The organism is Ensifer sp. 2TAB8 (genome assembly GCF_052115125.1).
Taxonomy (GTDB): Bacteria; Pseudomonadota; Alphaproteobacteria; order Rhizobiales; family Rhizobiaceae; genus Ensifer.
Genome location: NZ_JBFRGB010000007.1, coordinates 264907 through 283621, shown reverse-complemented (window position 1 = coordinate 283621; position 18715 = coordinate 264907). Strand labels below are relative to the sequence as shown.

Here is an 18715-nt window from a genome sequence, read left to right as displayed (position 1 = left end):
TCCTCGCGGCAACAATGGCTCGATCCGAGCCCACTCCGCATCGCTCAACCAGGTCAACTGCCGCTGCTTCATCAAGGCCTCCAACTCCAAGACCTTGAATCACAATTTGGCAGAACCCGGAATCCCTATTGAGTACAGACCCTAGTCGCCAACTCTCAGGAACCGATGGCCGCAGCCTTCAGGTCGTTGCGGATGAAGGCGTCATAGCACCGGGTCAGCTGCACCCGGCTATGGCCGGGCTCGAGGCTCGGCAGATAGAGCGACAGCAGCATGCGGTTGACGTTGGTGGCCGGACAGGTCGGCACGAGCGCGACGTCGACCGCGCGGATGGCGGTGCGGACATTTTCATCCGGCGGCGGCACGGCGCGGAAGGGATCGGCGCCGATGGCGACATGGTGCGGGGCGCGGCGATCCATCAGCCAGGGAAAGGGATTGGTGAAGTCGATGTTGAGGATCGTCTCGAAACGTACGCCGTTGGCCGCTTCATAGGCACGTATCGCATCGATGGCGTCGTCCACATTCTTCAGCCAGCCGGCCTGGAAATCGAAATCGCTGTAAAGCAGGAAAGACGGGAGCTCGTCCGCATCTGCGAAAGCATCGAATGTAGGGCGATGGGCCGCATAGACTTCGCGCAGGCGCTCGGCGCGCAGTGCCAGAATGGGGCGGAGATTGACCGCACCCATCGTTTTGAGGTTCCGGCTCTCAAGCGGCACATTGTTGACCGCGCCGATCCAGGCGCGAGCGCTCTTTTGTAGGACGGCGGTGGCCGGAGGAAGCGCGGCCGCTAGCGCGAGAATAGCCACTGTGATCGCACGCCGCCTGGGCGCGCCGCCGGTGACCTCGTCGGCTACGATCTTGAGGAGCAAAGGCAGCAGAAAGATAAAGGCCTGGCTGCCGGTGTTCTGGCTTTCGAAAAGTATGCCGGCGAGGACGAAGGCGGCCAGCCAGAAGAACGGTTGGTCGAAGACTTGACCAAGTGCCGAAGCAGAGGGCTGCCCGCCAAGCTGCCGCAAGGACCGTGCGAAGGGTGGAAGGTGCGTCACGAAAAGCACCAGCGTAAGCAGTCCGGCTGGGATTAGCAGGCCGGCGTTGAGCGACGCGGCCTGTAGCAGGCGTGGCAAAAGGCTGCCATCGTTGACTGCCAGAAGCGCAAGGATATCGTCGATGTAAGCCGAAACGGCGCCCACCGAAAATTCGACCATGCCGAGCACGGCGAAGAACAGCAAGGCTGCGGCGACCGCTGATTTGAGGGCGATACGGCTGGCGGCAAAGGCCATCAGGCAAAGGACAGTACCGGCGACAACGCCGGTGATCTTCACGAAGAAGAGGGCGGCCATCGCCGCTGCAACCACGAGCACAAGGATACCGCGGTCGCGGACATGAACCACTGCCGCTGCCAGCACGTAAAGGAGCTGGCAGACCTGCCGGTTGTAGATGCCGAAACCATCGGAGCCGGGGTAGGGATAGAAATCACCGGTGTTGAACGGCAGCACCGAGAAAGCGAGGAACGGCAGCAGGATCGCATAGGCAAGCAGCGTCGAGCGCCTTTGGATGTCAAAGACGACGAGTGCGATCGCCGGCCCGGTGACGAGCAGCAGACACCAGCTCGCCAGCAACAGGGGCTGGCCGTTGGGGAAGATGCCCTGCAGACCCGTGAACAGGTAGTAACCGAGCGCGCCGACGGGCGTGAAAAAATCGACCGACGGCACCTGGCCGTCTCGAATTCGGTTGGCGGCATCGAGATAGAGATAGTGATCCCAGAACATCGGGCCGATCGGCTGCGGGATCGTGATGGACAGCAGCAGCGCGAGCACGCCAAGGGAGAAGGCAAGCAGGAACAACGGTGAGCGGACGAAGCTGAGGGCCACGCTCGTCGGTCGTGCCTGTACATCCAGTTCGGTGCAGCTATGCATTTGCGGTTTCGCTCCCCCGGGGGAGCGATGCACCCGCACTGCTTGCTGACACAGGCTCCGCGCCTTCTTATGCCATCATCCGGTTTTAAGCCGGTTAATGCGACATGATTGTGAGAATTATGCTTCTCGCAATATCTTGGCGGTACCACCGCGCCGAATCGAGCGTGATTTTGTACTTGAGCCGATTTCGATTTAAGGAATTGTGCGAGGGGCTTCAGCCTCGGAAAGACCAAGGAGAGTATTGTATGGAACGCACGTGCCTGGCCATCATTCTGGCTGCTGGTGAAAGCACGCGGATGAAATCGTCCATGTCGAAGGTGCTGCATCCGGTTGCCGGCCGGCCGATGATCGCGCATGTCGTTCAGGCGCTGGCAAGCGCCTCGATCTCCGATATCGCCCTGGTGGTTGGCCGCGATGCGGAATCGGTTTCGGCGGCTGCGGATGTCGGCGGTGTGTCGGTTTCTTCCTATCTGCAGAAGGAACGGCTGGGTACGGGGCACGCGGTGCTGGCCGCGCGTGACGCCATTGCAAAAGGCTATGACGACATTCTCGTCGTCTTCGGCGACACGCCGCTGATCACGCCGGAGCCGCTCAAGGCGGCCCGTGACGGCCTTGCCGCCGGCAATGACGTGGTGGTGATCGGCTTCGAGGCGGCGGACCCGAGCGGCTATGGGCGTCTGATCGTCAAGGACGGTGCCTTGCTCGCCATCCGCGAGCACAAGGATGCGACCGAAGAAGAGCGCCGCATCACCTACTGCAACGGCGGGCTGATGGCGATCGACGGTCGCAAGGCGCTCGATCTGCTCGGCCGCATCGGCAACGCCAACGTCAAGGGCGAGTACTACCTGACCGACCTCGTCGAGATCGTGCGCGAAATCGGCGGCCGGGCGATGGCCGTCGAGGCCCCCGAAGAAGAACTGACCGGGTGCAACACGCGCGCGGAACTCGCCTTCATCGAGCGGCTGTGGCAGCAGCGCCGCCGCCACGAACTGATGCTGTCGGGCGTATCGATGATCGCGCCGGAAACGGTGTTCCTCGCCTGGGACACGGTGCTCGAGCAGGATGTGCTGATCGAGCCGAATGTCGTTTTCGGCCCCGGCGCGCGGGTGGAGAGCGGCGCGATCATTCATGCCTTCTCGCATGTCGAGGGTGCGACGGTCCGGGCAGGGGCGACGGTTGGTCCGTTCGCGCGACTGCGTCCGGGCGCAGATCTCGGCGAAAAGTCCAAGGTCGGCAATTTCTGCGAGGTCAAGAAAGCGGAGATCGGTGCCGGCGCCAAGGTCAATCACCTGACCTATATCGGCGATGCTTTCGTCGGCGCGGGCACCAACATCGGTGCGGGCACGATCACCTGCAATTACGACGGCGTGAACAAGCACGAGACCAGGATTGGCGAAAATGCCTTCATCGGCTCGAATTCGTCGCTGGTTGCACCGGTGGCGATCGGGGACGGCGCCCTGGTTGCCTCGGGTAGCGTGATCACGGAGGATGTTCCGGCGGATGCCGTCGCTTTCGGCCGCGCGCGCCAGGAGATCAAGCCGGGCCGGGCACGACTGCTGCGCGAGCGCTACCAGGCGGTGAAGGCGGCCAAGAAGGCTGCGGAATAGGCCCAAAGCGCGGCTGATTTCTGCCTGCTTGAGCTGCGATTCAGGGAAACCTGCAGCGCATTAAATACTGAAACCGAAAGTGAAATCGGGGCGGATTGCCTCGCCCGGCAAATGCTTTACCAAGGCAGCCTAGGGGCGGGAGATCCGCCCCTAGGCTGAGGCGCCACGACCGGCGCGGGGACAAATCGGAGACGACTATGTGCGGTATTGTTGGCATCGTGGGCAACCAGCCGGTATCGGAGCGACTGGTCGATGCGCTGAAGCGTCTCGAATACCGCGGCTATGATTCCGCCGGCGTCGCGACCATCACCGGTGGCGCATTGGAGCGCCGGCGCGCCGAGGGCAAGCTCGTCAATCTCGAGATTCGGCTTCGCGAACAGCCGCTCGCCGGCACGATCGGCATTGCTCACACGCGTTGGGCGACCCATGGCGCGCCAACCGAGCGCAATGCCCACCCGCATTTCACCGACGGTGTCGCCGTCGTCCACAACGGCATCATCGAGAACTTCGCCGACCTGAAGGACGAACTGATCGCCAGTGGCGCCAGGTTCGAGACCGAGACCGACACCGAGGTCGTCGCCCATCTGCTCTCCAAGTTCCGTCGTGAAGGCCTTGGTCGGCGCGAGGCGATGCACGCGATGCTGAAGCGCGTCACCGGAGCCTATGCGCTGGCGGTGCTCTACCAGGACGACCCGTCGACGATCATGGCGGCACGCAACGGTCCGCCGCTGGCGATCGGCCATGGCAAGGGCGAGATGTTCCTCGGCTCCGACGCTATCGCGCTTGCGCCCTTCACCAACGAGATCACCTATCTGATCGACGGCGACTGGGCGGTCATCGGCGCAAACGGCGTGCATATCTTCGATATCGAAGGCAATGTCGTCGACCGGCCGAAGCAGCTGTCTTCGGCTGCCGCCTACATGATCGACAAGGGCAACCACCGGCACTTCATGGAGAAGGAAATCTATGAGCAGCCGGAGGTGATCGCGCACGCACTCAGCCACTACATCGACTTTGCCGGCAACCGCATCAAAGCACACCCCGGCACGATCGATTTTGCCAAGGTGCCGAGCCTCGCGATCTCCGCCTGCGGCACCGCCTATCTCGCGGGTCTCGTCGGCAAATACTGGTTCGAGCGCTATGCCCGCCTGCCGGTCGAGATCGACGTCGCGTCCGAGTTCCGCTACCGCGAAATCCCGCTGTCGCCTGAGGCAGGCGCGCTGTTCATCTCGCAGTCGGGCGAAACCGCCGACACGCTCGCCTCGCTGCGCTACTGCAAGGAGCTGGGCCTGAAGATTGGCGCGGTGGTCAATACGCGCGAATCGACCATCGCGCGCGAGTCTGACGCCGTGTTCCCGATCCTTGCGGGTCCGGAGATCGGTGTGGCCTCCACCAAGGCCTTTACMTGCCAACTCGCCGTGCTTGCTTCGCTGGCCATCGGCGCCGGACGTGCCCGCGGCACCGTGAGTGCAGAGGAAGAGCAGGCGCTGGTTCGCTACCTTGCCGAAATGCCGCGCATCATGGGCCAGGTGCTGAACGCCATTCAGCCGAAGATCGAGCTTCTGTCTCGCGAACTCTCGAAGTGCCGCGACGTGCTCTATCTCGGTCGCGGCACCAGCTTCCCGCTGGCCATGGAAGGTGCGCTCAAGCTCAAGGAAATTTCCTACATCCATGCCGAAGGTTATGCCGCCGGCGAGTTGAAGCATGGGCCGATCGCGCTGATCGATGAAAACATGCCGGTCATCGTGATCGCGCCGCATGATCGCTTCTATGAGAAGACCGTTTCCAACATGCAGGAAGTGGCGGCTCGTGGCGGCCGCATCATTCTCATCACCGACGAGAAGGGGGCTGCGGCCTCCAAGCTCGAAACCATGGCGACGATCGTGCTGCCGAATGTCGACGAAATCATCGCGCCGATGATCTTCTCGCTGCCGATCCAGCTTCTTGCCTACCATACGGCGGTGTTCATGGGCACCGACGTCGACCAGCCCCGCAACCTCGCCAAATCGGTGACCGTCGAATGATCTATGTCCGGCATGAACGCCCGGGAGACGAGAAGGCGATCCGCGACGTGACCGCGGCCGCCTTCGAAGGGCACCCGCACAGCGACCAGAGCGAGCCCTTGATAATTGAACGCCTGCGCGAAGCAGGCGCGCTAAGCGTGTCGCTGGTCGCTGAGATGAACGACGAGATTGTCGGTCACATCGCCTTTTCGCCCGTCACTCTCACGCCGGCAGAAACCGGCTGGTTCGGGCTCGGGCCAGTCTCTGTGAAGCCGGACGTTCAGGCGCAAGGCATCGGCAGGCAGCTGGTCCTTGAGGGGCTCGAATGGCTGCGGGCCGAAGGGGCAGCCGGCTGCGTCGTCGTCGGTGATCCCGCCTATTATCAAAAGTTCGGTTTCCGCAACGAATCGGCTCTTGTATTCGCCGGTTGTGCGCCGCAATATTTCATGGCGCTGGCTCTTTCCGGCGCGATGGCGGCGGGCACCGTCGTTTATAATCCTGCCTTCGGCGTCGAGTGAGGTTGAGACGGAAGAAAGCATGACGGAACATTCAAAACGCAGCTACATCGCGACGCGGCTGCGCAACTACTTCCTGACCGGCTTGATCATCTGTGCGCCGGTGGCAATCACCGTTTGGCTCGTGCGAACGTTCATTGATTGGGCCGATGGCTGGGTAAAGCCGTATCTTCCAAACTTCTATAATCCGGACACCTATTCACCCGTAGCCATTCCTGGCTTCGGTCTGCTTGTCGCCATTTTCGTTATCACCTTCGTCGGCTTCATGACCGCGAACCTCGTCGGTCGCTCGATCGTGAATCTCGCCGAATCCCTCGTCAACCGGACGCCGCTCGTCCGCACGATCTACAAATCCACCAAGCAGATCTTCCAGACGGTGCTGCAGGAGCAATCGTCCTCCTTCAAGAAGGCCGGACTGATCGAGTACCCGAGCCCGGGAATCTGGTCTTTGGTGTTCATTGCAACGGATGTGAAGGGCGAGATCGCCGCGAAGTTCGATGAACGCGGCATGGACATGGTTGCTGTCTTCCTGCCGCCGACCCCGATCCCGACAGCGGGATTTCTGCTCTTTATCCCGCGTGACAAGATCATTCCGCTTGAGATGAGTGCGGAGGATGCGGCCAAGCTGCTGATATCCGGTGGCCTCGTGACGCCCGACTACAAGCCGCTCGCCAATGCACCGCTGAAGATCGGCCAGCAGAAGACCGCCTGACACCTCGGCGTCCCCTCGAATGCAAGCCACTGCAGATATCCTGGGAAACGTCTAGCCTGCACGCAGGAAGCGGATCGCTTCGTCGCGCCGGTAGAGATAGAGCAGCGTCCGGAGCGCTTCACCTCGTTCCGACGTCAGGTCCGGATCCCTCTCGATTACGTAGGCGGCGTCCTTGCGGGCGATTTCCAGGAGGTCGCCATGCGCTTCCAGGCTGGCGATGCGGAAGCCGGGCGTGCCGGACTGGCGTGTCCCGAGCAACTCGCCTTCACCGCGCAGTTTCAGGTCTTCTTCGGCAATCAGAAAGCCGTCCTCGCTGTCGCGCAGGATCGAAAGCCGTGATCGGCCATTTTCGCTGAGCGGTCCCTTGTAGAGCAGAATGCAGGTCGACGCTTCGTCGCCCCGGCCGACGCGTCCGCGCAACTGGTGAAGCTGGGCAAGACCGAAGCGTTCCGCATGTTCAATGACCATGATCGTCGCGTCCGGCACGTCGACGCCGACTTCGACGACGGTGGTTGCGACCAGCAAACGGATCTCTCCGGTCTTGAAGGCGAGCATGACGGCATCTTTCTCGGCTCCGTTCATCCGGCCATGTACGAGGCCGACATTGTTACCGAAGCGCTTGGCGAGGCCCTCGTATCTTTCTTCGGCGGACATGACGTCGACAGCTTCCGACTCCTCGACGAGCGGGCAGATCCAGTAGGCCTTCTTGCCTTCGCGAAGCGCCGCGTCCAGTCGATCGACGATGTCGTCCGTACGTTCGGTCGGGATCGTCACGGTCTGGATCGGCTTCCGGCCCGCTGGCTTCTCCGTCAGCTTCGAAACGTCCATGTCGCCGAAGGCCGCGAGCACAAGCGTGCGCGGGATGGGCGTCGCCGTCATCACGAGCATATGCGGGGAGATCCCCTTGGCGGTCAGACGCAGGCGTTGGTGAACGCCGAAGCGATGCTGTTCGTCCACCACCGCCAGCGTCAACTCCTTGTAGTTCACCGTGTCCTGGAAAAGCGCATGCGTGCCGATCACCATCCGCGTCTCGCCGGATGCTATGCGCTCGACGATGGCGTCGCGTTCCTTGCCTTTCGTGCGACCGGTCAAGACGTCAATCGTGATGCCGGCAGGGGCCGCCATCCTGGCGAGGGTAGCGTGGTGTTGGCGGGCGAGGATTTCGGTGGGCGCCATCAGCACGGCCTGGCCGCCGGATTCGACGGCGGCCAGCATCGACATCAGCGCCACCATCGTCTTGCCGGAGCCGACGTCGCCCTGGAGCAGCCGCAGCATGCGTTCGGTGCCAGACATATCTTTGAGAATGTCGGCAATTGCCGTGGATTGGCTTGCTGTCAGCGAAAAGGGAAGCGCGTCGATGACCGGCCGGGAAAGCGCACCCGTGGCGTGAACTGGCGTTCCCGCAACCTTTCGCAGCCGCTGCCGCACGAGTGCCAGCGACAGTTGGCCGGCGAGAAATTCATCATAGGCCAGGCGGCGGCGCGCGGGCGCCTGCGGATCTATATCCGTCGCGTCACGGGGATCGTGCATCGCCCGGAAACTCTCGGCGGCGCTGCTGAAACCTTGTTTGGTCAGCAGTGCGTCGTCCCCCCATTCAGGCATTTCCGGAACGCGTGCGACCGCCGCCTCGATCGACTTGCGCAATGTCCTGGGCGAAAGCCCGGCGGTGAGACCATAGACCGGCTCGACCAGCGGCAGGTTTTCCGCCTCACTTGCCCGAACCGCGTAATCCGGATGGACCATGGATGGTCGTCCATTGAACCAGTCGACCTTGCCGCTGACGATCACCGTCTCATCAACCGGAAGGGACTTTTCCAGCCAGTTTCCCTTGACCCGGAAATAGGTGAGCGCCAGCTCGCCGGTCTCGTCATGCAGGAATACGCGGTAGGGCAGGTTGGATTTGCCACGCGGCGGCGGCTGGTGGCGATCGACCCGGCCGGTAATCGTGACGATCACCCCTTGCGGGGCGTGGGCAATGCCCGGTTGCTGACGGCGGTCGATCAGCGAATGGGGCGCATGGAAGACGAGATCGACGACACGGCAGTCGTCGATCGCTTCACGGCCGAGAAGTTTGGCATAAAGTTCACCGATCTTCGGGCCGATGCCTGGAAGCGTGTCGAGCGGTGAGAAGAGCGGGTCGAGCAGGGCGGGGCGCATGGCGATGAAATTGCGATGATAAATCGGGCTTTGGCAAGGCTGACAATCACCTATTCAGCGTTTATAGAGCGCTGTGACGACAAACCGTAGCCTAGAGCGTCCCGCGTTCAAGTGATATCACTGGAGGCGACAAGATGCTCTGGAAACAAGGTGCTAGAGCATTTTCGCGTGATCGTTCGAACGCGCGGTGCTCTCCTGCATGTCTTCTTTCTCCTTGGATCAATCCGATTTAAGGACAAAACCATGCAGCAACTTAAAGTGCTACAGCGACTTTCGTGCGCCTGGGAAGGCGCGCGGCGCTGTAGCAGGCGGCAGGAAGGAATTCCCATGACTGGCATTTCACGTACCAGCGCCGATCTTGATCCGCGTCGACGGCGGATCCTTTTCCGCGCCTGGCATCGCGGCATCCGCGAGATGGATCTGATTCTCGGGCAGTTTGCAGAAGCCGAGCTTTCGCTGCTTTCCGATGCGGACCTCGATGAACTCGAGACGATCATGCGCGAAGAGGACAATGATCTCGTCAGGTGGATCACTGGCGAACAGCCGGTGCCGCCCCAATATCAGACGTCGATGTTCGAGCGGATTGCCGCCTATCGTCCCGATTTCGAGAAGCTTCCCGAAGAGATAAAGTAACCGATGATGCTGGCTGGCCTTGATCCGAAGAAAATTGTCGAAGCGCAGCGGGAGATCACGATCGGGCCGGTTCCCTCCGGTGCCGAGGCACTGGTTCTCGCCGAACTTGCGCGTGCCGGTCAGCCGGTTGCCTATATTCTGTCGGATGGTCAACGGATAGCGGATCTTGAGCAGGTCCTCGGCTTCGTCGCGCCGGATATTCCGGTGCTGACGCTGCCCGGCTGGGACTGCCTACCCTATGACCGCGTATCGCCGAGCGCCGACACGTCTGCGCGTCGCCTCGCAGCACTGAGCGCACTCATCGCACACAAGAAGAAGCCGCATGCGGCGATCGTGCTGGTGACCGTCAACGCTGCCCTGCAGAAAATCTCGCCTCAGGATGTGATCGAGAGCCTGGCGTTTTCGGCCCGTCCCGGCAATCAGGTGCGCATGGATGACATCGCGATGCGGCTTGAGCGCAACGGCTTTGAGCGGGTCGCGACCGTGCGTGAGGTCGGCGAATACGCGGTGCGCGGCGGCATTCTGGATGTCTTCGTGCCCGGCAGCGGCGAGCCTCTGCGGCTTGATTTCTTCGGCGACACACTCGAGACCATCCGCTCCTTCGATCCCGCAAGCCAGCGCACGACGGGCCAGGTTCGCTCTCTCGATCTCAACCCGATGAGCGAGGTGTCGCTGACACCGGAGACGATCAGCCACTTCCGCAAGCAATATCTGTCGCTGTTCGGCGCGACGAACCGCGACGATGCGCTTTACCAGGCGGTTTCCGAAGGGCGACGTTACGCCGGCATGGAACATTGGCTGCCGCTGTTCTTTGACGGGCTGGAAACAGTCTTTGACTATCTCGATGGTTTCCGCATCGTCACCGATCACCTGGCGCGCGAAGCCGCCGCAGAGCGCTCGAAACTCATTCTCGACTACTACGACGCCCGCCTGGCATCGGCCTCTCCCGGCAAGACGCAGACCACCCAGGGCACGCCCTATAAGCCGGTCCCGCCGGAACTGCTCTACCTGAACTCGCAAGGCTTCAACGCTGCGCTCGCCTCGCGCGATGCCATTCGTTTGTCACCGTTCAACGAGCATGAAGGTGAAGCGCGTCAGGTGATCTCGGTCGATGCGCGCCAAGGGATGCGCTGGGCAAAGTCGGCGGGCGAGGGGGAGACGGACAGCGAACGCGTCAACGTCTTCGACCAGGCGGTCAAGTACATAGCCGAGCGGCGTTCAAACGGCGCCAAGGTGATAATCTCGGGCTGGAGCGAAGGGTCGCTGGACCGCCTGTTGCAGGTGCTGGTTGAGCACGGGCTCGGCAACATCAAGCCGATCAAGGCGCTGGCCGAGGTCAAGAGCCTGAAGCCGGGCGAGGCGGGTGCGACCGTTCTTAGCATCGAGGCCGGTTTCGAGACAGGCGATCTCGTCATTATCGGCGAACAGGATATCCTGGGCGACCGCATGGTGCGCCGCTCGAAGCGGCGCAAGCGTGGTGCCGACTTCATCGCCGAGGTGGCAGGCCTCGACGAGGGCAGCTATGTGGTGCACGCCGAACACGGTATCGGCCGCTTCGTTGGCCTGCGCACCATCGAGGCTGTTGGCGCGCCGCATGATTGCCTCGAACTCGTCTATGCGGAGAACGCCAAACTGTTCCTGCCGGTCGAAAACATTGAACTCCTGTCGCGCTACGGCGCAGAAGGGACCGATGCGATCCTCGACAAGCTGGGTGGCGTTGCCTGGCAGGCGCGCAAGGCCAAGCTCAAGAAGCGGCTGCTCGATATGGCGGGCGGTCTGATCCGCATCGCCGCCGAACGGCATACGCGCCGGGCACCGGCTCTGATCGCTCAGGACGGCGTCTACGACGAATTTGCGGCCCGCTTCCCCTATGACGAGACCGAAGATCAGCTGAACTCGATCGAGGCCGTACGCGATGATCTCGGCAGTGGCCGGCCGATGGATCGCCTTGTCTGTGGCGATGTCGGCTTCGGCAAGACGGAAGTGGCCCTGCGTGCTGCCTTCATCGCCGCGATGAATGGCGTACAGGTCGCCGTCGTCGTACCGACGACGCTCTTGGCACGCCAGCATTTCAAGACTTTCTCCGAGCGTTTCCGTGGTTTGCCGATCCGCATCCAGCAGGCTTCGCGTCTCGTCGGTTCCAAGGAACTGGCATTGACGAAGAAGGAGGTGGCAGATGGCAAGACGGACGTCGTGGTCGGCACGCATGCACTGCTTGGCACGTCGGTCAACTTCGCCAATCTCGGCCTCCTGATCATCGACGAGGAGCAGCACTTCGGCGTCAAGCACAAGGAGCGGCTGAAGGAACTGAAGTCCGACGTGCACGTGCTGACGCTTTCGGCGACGCCGATACCGCGCACCTTGCAGCTCGCCTTGACCGGTGTTCGCGAACTGTCGCTGATCACGACGCCGCCGGTCGACCGCATGGCGGTGCGCACCTTTATCTCGCCCTTCGATGCCCTGGTGATCCGCGAAACACTGATGCGCGAACATTATCGCGGCGGTCAGAGCTTCTATGTCTGCCCGCGCTTGAGCGATCTGTCGGAAATCCACGATTTCCTGAAATCGGACGTTCCGGAACTGAAGGTCGCGGTTGCGCACGGCCAAATGCCGGCAACCGAGCTCGAAGACATCATGAACGCCTTCTACGACGGGCGATACGATGTGCTTCTGTCGACGACGATCGTCGAATCCGGTCTGGACGTCCCAACGGCCAATACGCTGATCGTGCACCGCGCCGATATGTTCGGCCTCGCCCAGCTCTATCAGCTGCGCGGTCGCGTCGGTCGCTCGAAGGTGCGTGCCTTCGCGCTCTTCACACTGCCGGTCAACAAGACGTTGACTGGAACCGCGGAACGCCGGCTGAAGGTGCTTCAGTCGCTCGACACGCTCGGTGCCGGCTTCCAGCTTGCCAGCCACGACCTCGATATCCGCGGTGCCGGCAACCTGCTCGGCGAGGAGCAATCGGGCCATATCAAGGAGGTCGGCTTCGAGCTCTACCAGCAGATGCTGGAGGAGGCGGTCGCCGAGCTCAAGGGTGAGGAAGAAATCCATGATACCGGTTGGTCGCCGCAGATTTCGGTCGGAACCCCGGTCATGATTCCCGAACACTACGTGCCGGACCTGCATCTGCGGCTCGGTCTCTACCGCCGTCTCGGCGAACTCACGGATCTCAAGGAAATCGACGGCTTCGGCGCCGAGATGATCGACCGCTTCGGGCCATTGCCGATCGAGGTCCAGCACCTCTTGAAGATCGTCTACGTCAAGTCTCTGTGCCGTACGGCGAATGTCGAGAAGCTCGATGCCGGACCGAAGGGCGTCGTTGTGCAGTTCCGCAACAAGGAGTTTCCGAACCCCGCGGCACTTGTCGGTTACATCGCCAAGCAGGGCACGCTTGCGAAGATCCGGCCGGACCACAGCATCTTCTTCCAAAGGGAACTGGCGACGCCGGAGAAGCGTCTTTCGGGTGCTGCGATGGTGATGACGCAGCTCGCCGGACTGGCGAAATAGCCGGCGTTAGAAATCGCGCTGACGCTGCCGCCTGTTGCGGCAGCGTCAGGATTGCGGCGGCTCAGTTCGGCTTGCCGCTGGCTTTCATCTCCGCGATTTCGCGCAGCGCATTCGTCAACACGTCGACGGATTGCGCTCCCATCACGGCATATTGTCCCTCGATGATGAAGCAGGGCACACCGGTTACGCCCATCTCGCGGGCCATGCCGACCTCTTCCTTGACCGCGTCCTTGTCGGCATCGGAGGCGAGCAACGCCGTGATGACGGGACGATCGAGGCCGGCCTTCTCGGCGATATCGAGCAGCACGGCGTGATCGCCGACATTGCGGCCTTCTTCGAAATTCGCCTTGAACAGCAGGCCGACAACAGCTGACTGCGCTGCCTGGCCGTTGGTTGCGGCCCAGCGGACCAGCCGATGGGCGTCAAGCGTGTTCGGGCTGACTTTCACGGCATCGAAGTCGAAGGCGATGCCGTCGGCGTTTCCGAGTTCGCTCAACATGTCATGCGCGCGATCGACGGCCGCCTGGCCGCCAAGCTTCTCGGCAAGGTGCTTCTTGTGGTCGATGCCTTCCGGCGGCAGGTCGGGATTAAGCTGATAGGGACGCCAGTTGACGGTGACGAGCACGTCCGGGACATTGGCAATCGCCTGATCGAGCCTTGCCTTGCCCAGATAGCACCAGGGGCAGACGACGTCCGAGACGATATCGATGCTGACGGTTTGCATGGTGCGGGTGCCTTTCCTTGTTCGGTATATCGGCGAGATAAGCCGGTTTCATCCGGCTTTCAATGCGTTACCAAAAGGGAACCAACCCCCTATTGAGCGTTTTGATCCCACCAGGTCGGAAGTTGGTAGCCATAGAGCGGCAACACATCGGGACGGCCGATATGCTTGCGCCGCGCCACCCACTGTGCGTCCAGGTGATAGAGCGGAACCAGGTAGGAGTTGTTAATCAGCAGCCGGTCGTGCGCGCGCACGGCAGCCGTGAAGTCCTCGGTCGTGCGAGCCTGGAGAATGTTGTTGATCATGCGGTCGACATCCTTGTCGGCGACGCCGGCAAAATTGTCGCTGCCCTGCCGGTCTCTCGCCTGGGACGACCAGCGCCCGGACTGCTCGACGCCGGGTGACAGAGTCGACGGGAACGATTTGATGATCACGTCATAGTCGAAGGATTGGCTGCGCTGCTGATATTGCGAATCGTCGACGGTGCGCACTGACACCTGGATGCCGAGCGGGGCGAGGAAGCGCTGATAGGCGAGCGCAATCTTTTCCTGACCCGCGTTCTGGCTCATGATTTCAAAGGCTAGCGGCGAACCCTTGGCGTCCACCATCTTGCCGTCCTTGATCTGGAAGCCGGCCTCGCGCATCAGCGAGACGGCGACGCGCAGCACATTGCGATCGCGCCCGGAGCCGTCAGTTACCGGCAGCCGATAGGTGCCATCGAGGATGGCCGAGTTGATACGGTCGCGTGCATCGCCGATGAGGCCGAGTTCACGATCGTCAGCCGGCGCACCGAGGAAGCTGAGTGTCGAGTTCTGCCAGTAGCTCTGGGTGCGTGTATAGGCACCATCGAAGAGGTTCTTGTTGACCCACTCGAAATCAAACACCAGAGCCAGCCCCTGGCGCAGCTTGAGATTGTCGAACATCGGTTTGCGGGTGTTGAACACGATGCCGAGCATGCCGGATGGCGTCTTCGGCCTGAAGGTTTCCTTGACCACATCGCCGGAGCGGACGGCCGGGAAGTCGTAGCCGCGCGCCCACTTGGTAGCACTGCCTTCCGGGTAGATGTCGATTTCGCCCTTCTTGAACGCTTCGAACAGCGAGTTTTCCTGGAGGAAATACTCGACGGAAATTTCGTCGTAATTGTCCTGGCCGACCTTGGACGGCAGGTCCTTCGCCCAATAGTCCGGGTTTCTCTTGTAGACGATGCGCTCACCGGGCTTCACCTCGGCGACACGATAGGGGCCGGAGCCGAGCGGCGGCTTCAAACTCGTCTGATCGAAGGTAGCAACATCGATGGCGTGCTTCGGCAGGACCGGAGAGAGGCTGAGCAATAGCGGAAGTTCGCGGTCGACGTCCTCGGTAAAGGTGAAGCGCACGCCGCGGTCGCCGACCTTCTCCATCTTTGCTACTTTTGTCAGGCGGTTGCTGAAGGGTACACGTCCCTTGTCGCGCAACAGTTCAAAGGTGAAGATGACGTCGTCGGCTGTGACCGGTTGCCCGTCGGCCCAGCGGGCGTTGGGGTTCAGGTTGAACTGGATGAAGGTCCGGTCATCGTCCCATTCAACCGACTCGGCGAGCAGGCCATACATGGTGAAGGCTTCGTCCCGCGAGCGTTGCATCAGCGATTCGTAGACGAGGTTGCCGTATTCCGGGTCCCACATGCCGCGCGCTGTCGTGCGCATGCTTTTCAGAATGAAAGGATTGAGGCTGTCGAAGCTGCCGACGACGCCATAGGAGATCTTTCCGCCCTTCTTCACGTTCGGATTGACGTACGGGAAGTTCTTGAAATCGGCGGGCAGCGCCGGCTCGCCGTGCATGGCAATGGCATGCACTGGCGCGGCTACCGCAGCGTTGCCGAACGAAGTGACGGTCATGAGCAGGGCCAGACCGGAAAGAATTGCACGCAAAGTCACCTCCCGTGAGGGGTATCAACAGGCCGATTCCCTGAACGTTACCAATGGTGACCGATGAATCCAACCGATCAGCCGCCCAAATTCCGCCCAGTAGCAATTCAAAAAATGACAGGAAACACTGGATAAACGAAGCGAGCCAATGTAACAGGTGTTTCCGGAAACGGGGTCATGCATTTGCCTTATTTGGCCAACAGGACAACGGCGGCTGACGATACTCACCTGCGGAACGATGTGTTCCGTTACCGGATTTCAGGAGACGGAATCACAATGATCTTCAAGTCGAATTTTAGCAAACGCTCGGGTATGGCAGCGCTGGCGCTCTCTGTAGCTGCTGCGGGCGTACCGAGTGTTGCGTCCGCCCAGCAGGCAGGTGGCAAGCCTCCGCAGGGCTGGTTCAAGATCTGCACCAAGCAGGAAGACAATGACGTCTGCATCGTTCAGAACCTCCTGACCGCCAACAATGGTCAGCTCGTGACCGCTGTCGGCCTCATCACCGTAAGCGGCAAGGTCAACCGCAAGGTCCTGCAGGTTTCCGTACCGTCCGCGCGCCTGATCCCGACGGGTGTCCAGATGCAGATCGACGGTGGCAAGCCGGTCAAGCTCGACTACGCAATCTGCATGCCGGACAAGTGCGTCGCTGAAGCGCCGCTGTCCGACCAGCTGATCGCCAGCCTGAAGAAGGGCAACGAGGTGGTCTTCACCTCGGTCAACTACCAGCGCGCTCCGAACCCGATCAAGATGGCTCTCACGGGCTTCACCGGCATCTTCGATGGCGAGCCGATGGAACAGTCGCAGCTCGAAGAGCGTCAACGCCTCCTGCAGGAAGAAATGCAGAAGAAGGCTGAAGACGCCCGCAAGAAGCTTGAGGAAGCCCAGAAGGCTGCCAAGCAGAACTAAGCGATCTCACGATCTCAAAAAGAAACGCCCGGACTTTGTGTCCGGGCGTTTTTTATTTGTCCGGGGCGATGCCTTAATGTCGGAACGCCGCCTTTGGCCTGTAGTGGCCGACACCATCCTTGTCGAACAGCGCATCGACCTGTGCGTGGCGCATCGGTCGGTCGCTGTCGTCGAACTCCAGGTTCTGCTCGGAAACGTAGGCGACGTACTCGCTGTCATCGTTTTCGGCGAACAGATGGTAGAAGGGTTGATCCTTGCTCGGGCGGATCTCCTGCGGAATGGCGTTCCACCATTCTTCGGTGTTGGCGTATTCCGGATCGACGTCGAAAATGACGCCGCGGAACGGGAAAATCCGATGGCGAACCACCTGTCCGATCTCGAATTTGGCGTTTCTTTGTTTCATGACGCAACACATCCTTTCAGGAGATTATCTGGGTTGGCGAACCCAAAACATCAATAGGGATCTCCCTTCCGTCCGCCGTTGGACAACTGCGCTGGGTATCCATCTAGACGCGCAAAAGTTGCCGTAGGCATAATATCACACAATTCTGCAAGGCGTGCTGTCGACCGCTGAGATGCAGTGTCTCCCAGGTGGGGGCAACGGGCCAAAAAGAAAGGCCGGCGCGTCGATCGAAGCGCCGGCCTTCTGCATAGGTTGCCCGGCCGGAAGCGATCTCGCTGCCGGCCGGCACGGCCTTAGACCGAGTAGTACATGTCGTACTCGACCGGATGCGGGGTCATTTCGAAGCGCATCACTTCCTGCATCTTCAGTTCGATGAAGGAGTCGATCTGGTCGTCATCGAACACGCCGCCGGCAGTCAGGTACTTGCGGTCCTTGTCGAGGCTTTCGAGTGCTTCGCGCAGCGAGCCGCAAACCGTCGGGATCTTCTTCAGTTCCTTCGGCGGCAGGTCATAGAGGTCCTTGTCCATGGCCTTGCCCGGATGCAGCTTGTTCTTGATGCCGTCGAGGCCAGCCATCAGCATGGCCGCGAAGGCGAGGTAGGGGTTGGCGGTCGGGTCTGGGAAGCGGACTTCGACGCGCTTGGCCTTCGGGTTGGTGCCGAACGGAATGCGGCACGAGGCCGAACGGTTACGGGCGGAGTAGGCGAGCAGAACCGGGGCTTCGTAGCCCGGGACGAGACGCTTGTAGGAGTTCGTCGACGGGTTGGTGAAGGCGTTCAGCGACTTGGCATGCTTGATGATGCCGCCGATGAAGTAGAGGCAGCTTTCCGACAGGCCGGCATATTCGTCGCCCGCGAAGGTCGGCTTGCCGTCCTTCCAGATCGACAGGTGCACGTGCATGCCCGAGCCGTTGTCGCCGAAGATCGGCTTCGGCATGAAGGTTGCGGTCTTGCCATAGGCATTGGCGACCTGGTGCACGACGTACTTGTAGATCTGCATCTTGTCGGCGTTGCGCACCAGCGCGTCGAACTTGACGCCGAGTTCGTGCTGAGCGGCAGCGACTTCGTGGTGATGCTTTTCGACCGTTACGCCCATCTCGGACAGAACCGTCAGCATTTCCGAGCGCATGTCCTGGCAGCTGTCGATTGGCGGAACCGGGAAGTAGCCGCCCTTGACGCGAGGACGGTGGCCAAGGTTGCCGGTCTCATAGTCGGTGTCGTCGTTCGACGGCAGTTCCGAGGAGTCGAGCTTGAAGCCGGTGTTGTAAGGATCGGCCTTGTACTTCACGTCGTCGAAGACAAAGAATTCGGCTTCCGGGCCGACGAAGACGGTGTCGCCGATGCCGGATGCCTTGAGGTAGGCTTCCGCCTTCTTGGCCGTGCCGCGCGGGTCGCGGTTGTAGGATTCGCCCGAGACCGGATCGAGAATGTCGCAGATAATGACCATCGTCGACTGCGCGAAGAACGGGTCCATATGCGCTGTTTCCGGATCGGGCATCAGCACCATGTCGGATTCGTTGATGGCCTTCCAGCCGCCAATCGAGGAGCCGTCGAACATGACGCCGTCGGCGAACATGTCTTCGTCGACGCAGACCACATCCATCGTTACGTGCTGCAGCTTGCCCTTGGGATCGGTAAAGCGCAGGTCGACGAACTTGACGTCGTTGTCCTTGATTTGCTTCAGAATATCGCTTGCAGTCGTCATTTGCCGTTATTCCCTGTGTGAGATGACG

Annotated in this window: 13 protein-coding genes; 7 read left to right on the top strand and 6 right to left on the bottom strand. The window is 61.2% G+C overall.

The genetic code is table 11. The features are described 5' to 3' along the window. Positions 1-155: 155 nt before the first annotated feature. Positions 156-1913: a hypothetical protein gene (locus AB4Z53_RS15105; RefSeq protein ID WP_441596478.1), complete on the bottom strand. Its 1758-nt coding sequence runs from the start codon at positions 1911-1913 to the stop codon at positions 156-158. A 245-nt stretch (positions 1914-2158) separates the two neighbouring features. Here AB4Z53_RS15105 and glmU point away from each other — a divergent pair, with 245 nt between their 5' ends. The 4 genes from glmU (at position 2159) to AB4Z53_RS15085 (ending at position 6750) form a co-directional block, all read left to right on the top strand. Beyond that, on the top strand, positions 2159-3520 hold the full coding sequence (glmU, locus tag AB4Z53_RS15100) for a bifunctional UDP-N-acetylglucosamine diphosphorylase/glucosamine-1-phosphate N-acetyltransferase GlmU (protein WP_441596477.1): 1362 nt from the start codon (positions 2159-2161) through the stop codon (positions 3518-3520). A 197-nt stretch (positions 3521-3717) separates the two neighbouring features. Beyond that, entirely contained in the window at positions 3718-5544 is a 1827-nt protein-coding gene (glmS, locus tag AB4Z53_RS15095; protein ID WP_441596476.1) for a glutamine--fructose-6-phosphate transaminase (isomerizing), read from the top strand. Next, on the top strand, positions 5544-6041 hold the full coding sequence (locus tag AB4Z53_RS15090; RefSeq protein ID WP_441596484.1) for a GNAT family N-acetyltransferase: 498 nt from the start codon (positions 5544-5546) through the stop codon (positions 6039-6041). Before glmS ends, AB4Z53_RS15090 begins: the two co-directional genes overlap by 1 nt. A gap of 19 nt (positions 6042-6060) precedes the next feature. After that, on the top strand, positions 6061-6750 hold the full coding sequence (locus tag AB4Z53_RS15085; protein WP_441596475.1) for a DUF502 domain-containing protein: 690 nt from the start codon (positions 6061-6063) through the stop codon (positions 6748-6750). A gap of 51 nt (positions 6751-6801) precedes the next feature. Here the strand turns inward: AB4Z53_RS15085 and recG are convergent, their stop codons facing one another. After that, positions 6802-8907, bottom strand: coding sequence for an ATP-dependent DNA helicase RecG (recG, locus tag AB4Z53_RS15080; protein ID WP_441596474.1), 2106 nt, complete (start codon positions 8905-8907; stop codon positions 6802-6804). Between the two features lie 327 nt (positions 8908-9234). On the opposite strand from recG, the gene AB4Z53_RS15075 reads away from it, so the two are divergent. Together AB4Z53_RS15075 and mfd are read left to right on the top strand one after the other, a co-directional pair. Continuing rightward, positions 9235-9540, top strand: coding sequence for an FAD assembly factor SdhE (locus AB4Z53_RS15075; protein WP_113537137.1), 306 nt, complete (start codon positions 9235-9237; stop codon positions 9538-9540). A gap of 6 nt (positions 9541-9546) precedes the next feature. Beyond that, entirely contained in the window at positions 9547-13050 is a 3504-nt protein-coding gene (mfd, locus tag AB4Z53_RS15070; RefSeq protein ID WP_441596483.1) for a transcription-repair coupling factor, read from the top strand. A gap of 61 nt (positions 13051-13111) precedes the next feature. On the opposite strand, the gene AB4Z53_RS15065 is transcribed toward mfd, so the two are convergent. Beyond that, positions 13112-13774 carry a DsbA family oxidoreductase gene (locus tag AB4Z53_RS15065; protein WP_113537138.1) on the bottom strand — a complete coding sequence of 221 codons (663 nt, stop codon included), beginning with the start codon at positions 13772-13774 and terminating at the stop codon, positions 13112-13114. Positions 13775-13863: 89 nt separating this feature from the next. Then, positions 13864-15645: an extracellular solute-binding protein gene (locus AB4Z53_RS15060; protein ID WP_441596482.1), complete on the bottom strand. Its 1782-nt coding sequence runs from the start codon at positions 15643-15645 to the stop codon at positions 13864-13866. A 306-nt stretch (positions 15646-15951) separates the two neighbouring features. On the opposite strand from AB4Z53_RS15060, the gene AB4Z53_RS15055 reads away from it, so the two are divergent. Continuing rightward, positions 15952-16581, top strand: coding sequence for an invasion associated locus B family protein (locus AB4Z53_RS15055; RefSeq protein ID WP_441596473.1), 630 nt, complete (start codon positions 15952-15954; stop codon positions 16579-16581). Between the two features lie 73 nt (positions 16582-16654). Here the strand turns inward: AB4Z53_RS15055 and hspQ are convergent, their stop codons facing one another. After that, a complete protein-coding gene (gene hspQ / locus AB4Z53_RS15050; protein ID WP_057255944.1) occupies positions 16655-16984 on the bottom strand; it encodes a heat shock protein HspQ in 330 nt (109 codons plus the stop codon). Between the two features lie 293 nt (positions 16985-17277). Continuing rightward, positions 17278-18687: a type I glutamate--ammonia ligase gene (gene glnA / locus AB4Z53_RS15045; RefSeq protein WP_034791062.1), complete on the bottom strand. Its 1410-nt coding sequence runs from the start codon at positions 18685-18687 to the stop codon at positions 17278-17280. Between the last annotated feature and the right edge of the window lie 28 nt (positions 18688-18715).

What these genes read in the sequence shown, in the direction of transcription:
- AB4Z53_RS15105 (WP_441596478.1), bottom strand. Translation starts at nt 1,913, where the DNA reads ATGCATAGCTGCACCGAACTGGATGTACAGGCACGACCGACGAGCGTG.
- glmU (WP_441596477.1), top strand. Translation starts at nt 2,159, where the DNA reads ATGGAACGCACGTGCCTGGCCATCATTCTGGCTGCTGGTGAAAGCACG.
- AB4Z53_RS15085 (WP_441596475.1), top strand. Translation starts at nt 6,061, where the DNA reads ATGACGGAACATTCAAAACGCAGCTACATCGCGACGCGGCTGCGCAAC.
- recG (WP_441596474.1), bottom strand. Translation starts at nt 8,907, where the DNA reads ATGCGCCCCGCCCTGCTCGACCCGCTCTTCTCACCGCTCGACACGCTT.
- AB4Z53_RS15075 (WP_113537137.1), top strand. Translation starts at nt 9,235, where the DNA reads ATGACTGGCATTTCACGTACCAGCGCCGATCTTGATCCGCGTCGACGG.
- mfd (WP_441596483.1), top strand. Translation starts at nt 9,547, where the DNA reads ATGCTGGCTGGCCTTGATCCGAAGAAAATTGTCGAAGCGCAGCGGGAG.
- AB4Z53_RS15065 (WP_113537138.1), bottom strand. Translation starts at nt 13,774, where the DNA reads ATGCAAACCGTCAGCATCGATATCGTCTCGGACGTCGTCTGCCCCTGG.
- AB4Z53_RS15060 (WP_441596482.1), bottom strand. Translation starts at nt 15,645, where the DNA reads ATGACCGTCACTTCGTTCGGCAACGCTGCGGTAGCCGCGCCAGTGCAT.
- AB4Z53_RS15055 (WP_441596473.1), top strand. Translation starts at nt 15,952, where the DNA reads ATGATCTTCAAGTCGAATTTTAGCAAACGCTCGGGTATGGCAGCGCTG.
- hspQ (WP_057255944.1), bottom strand. Translation starts at nt 16,984, where the DNA reads ATGAAACAAAGAAACGCCAAATTCGAGATCGGACAGGTGGTTCGCCAT.
- glnA (WP_034791062.1), bottom strand. Translation starts at nt 18,687, where the DNA reads ATGACGACTGCAAGCGATATTCTGAAGCAAATCAAGGACAACGACGTC.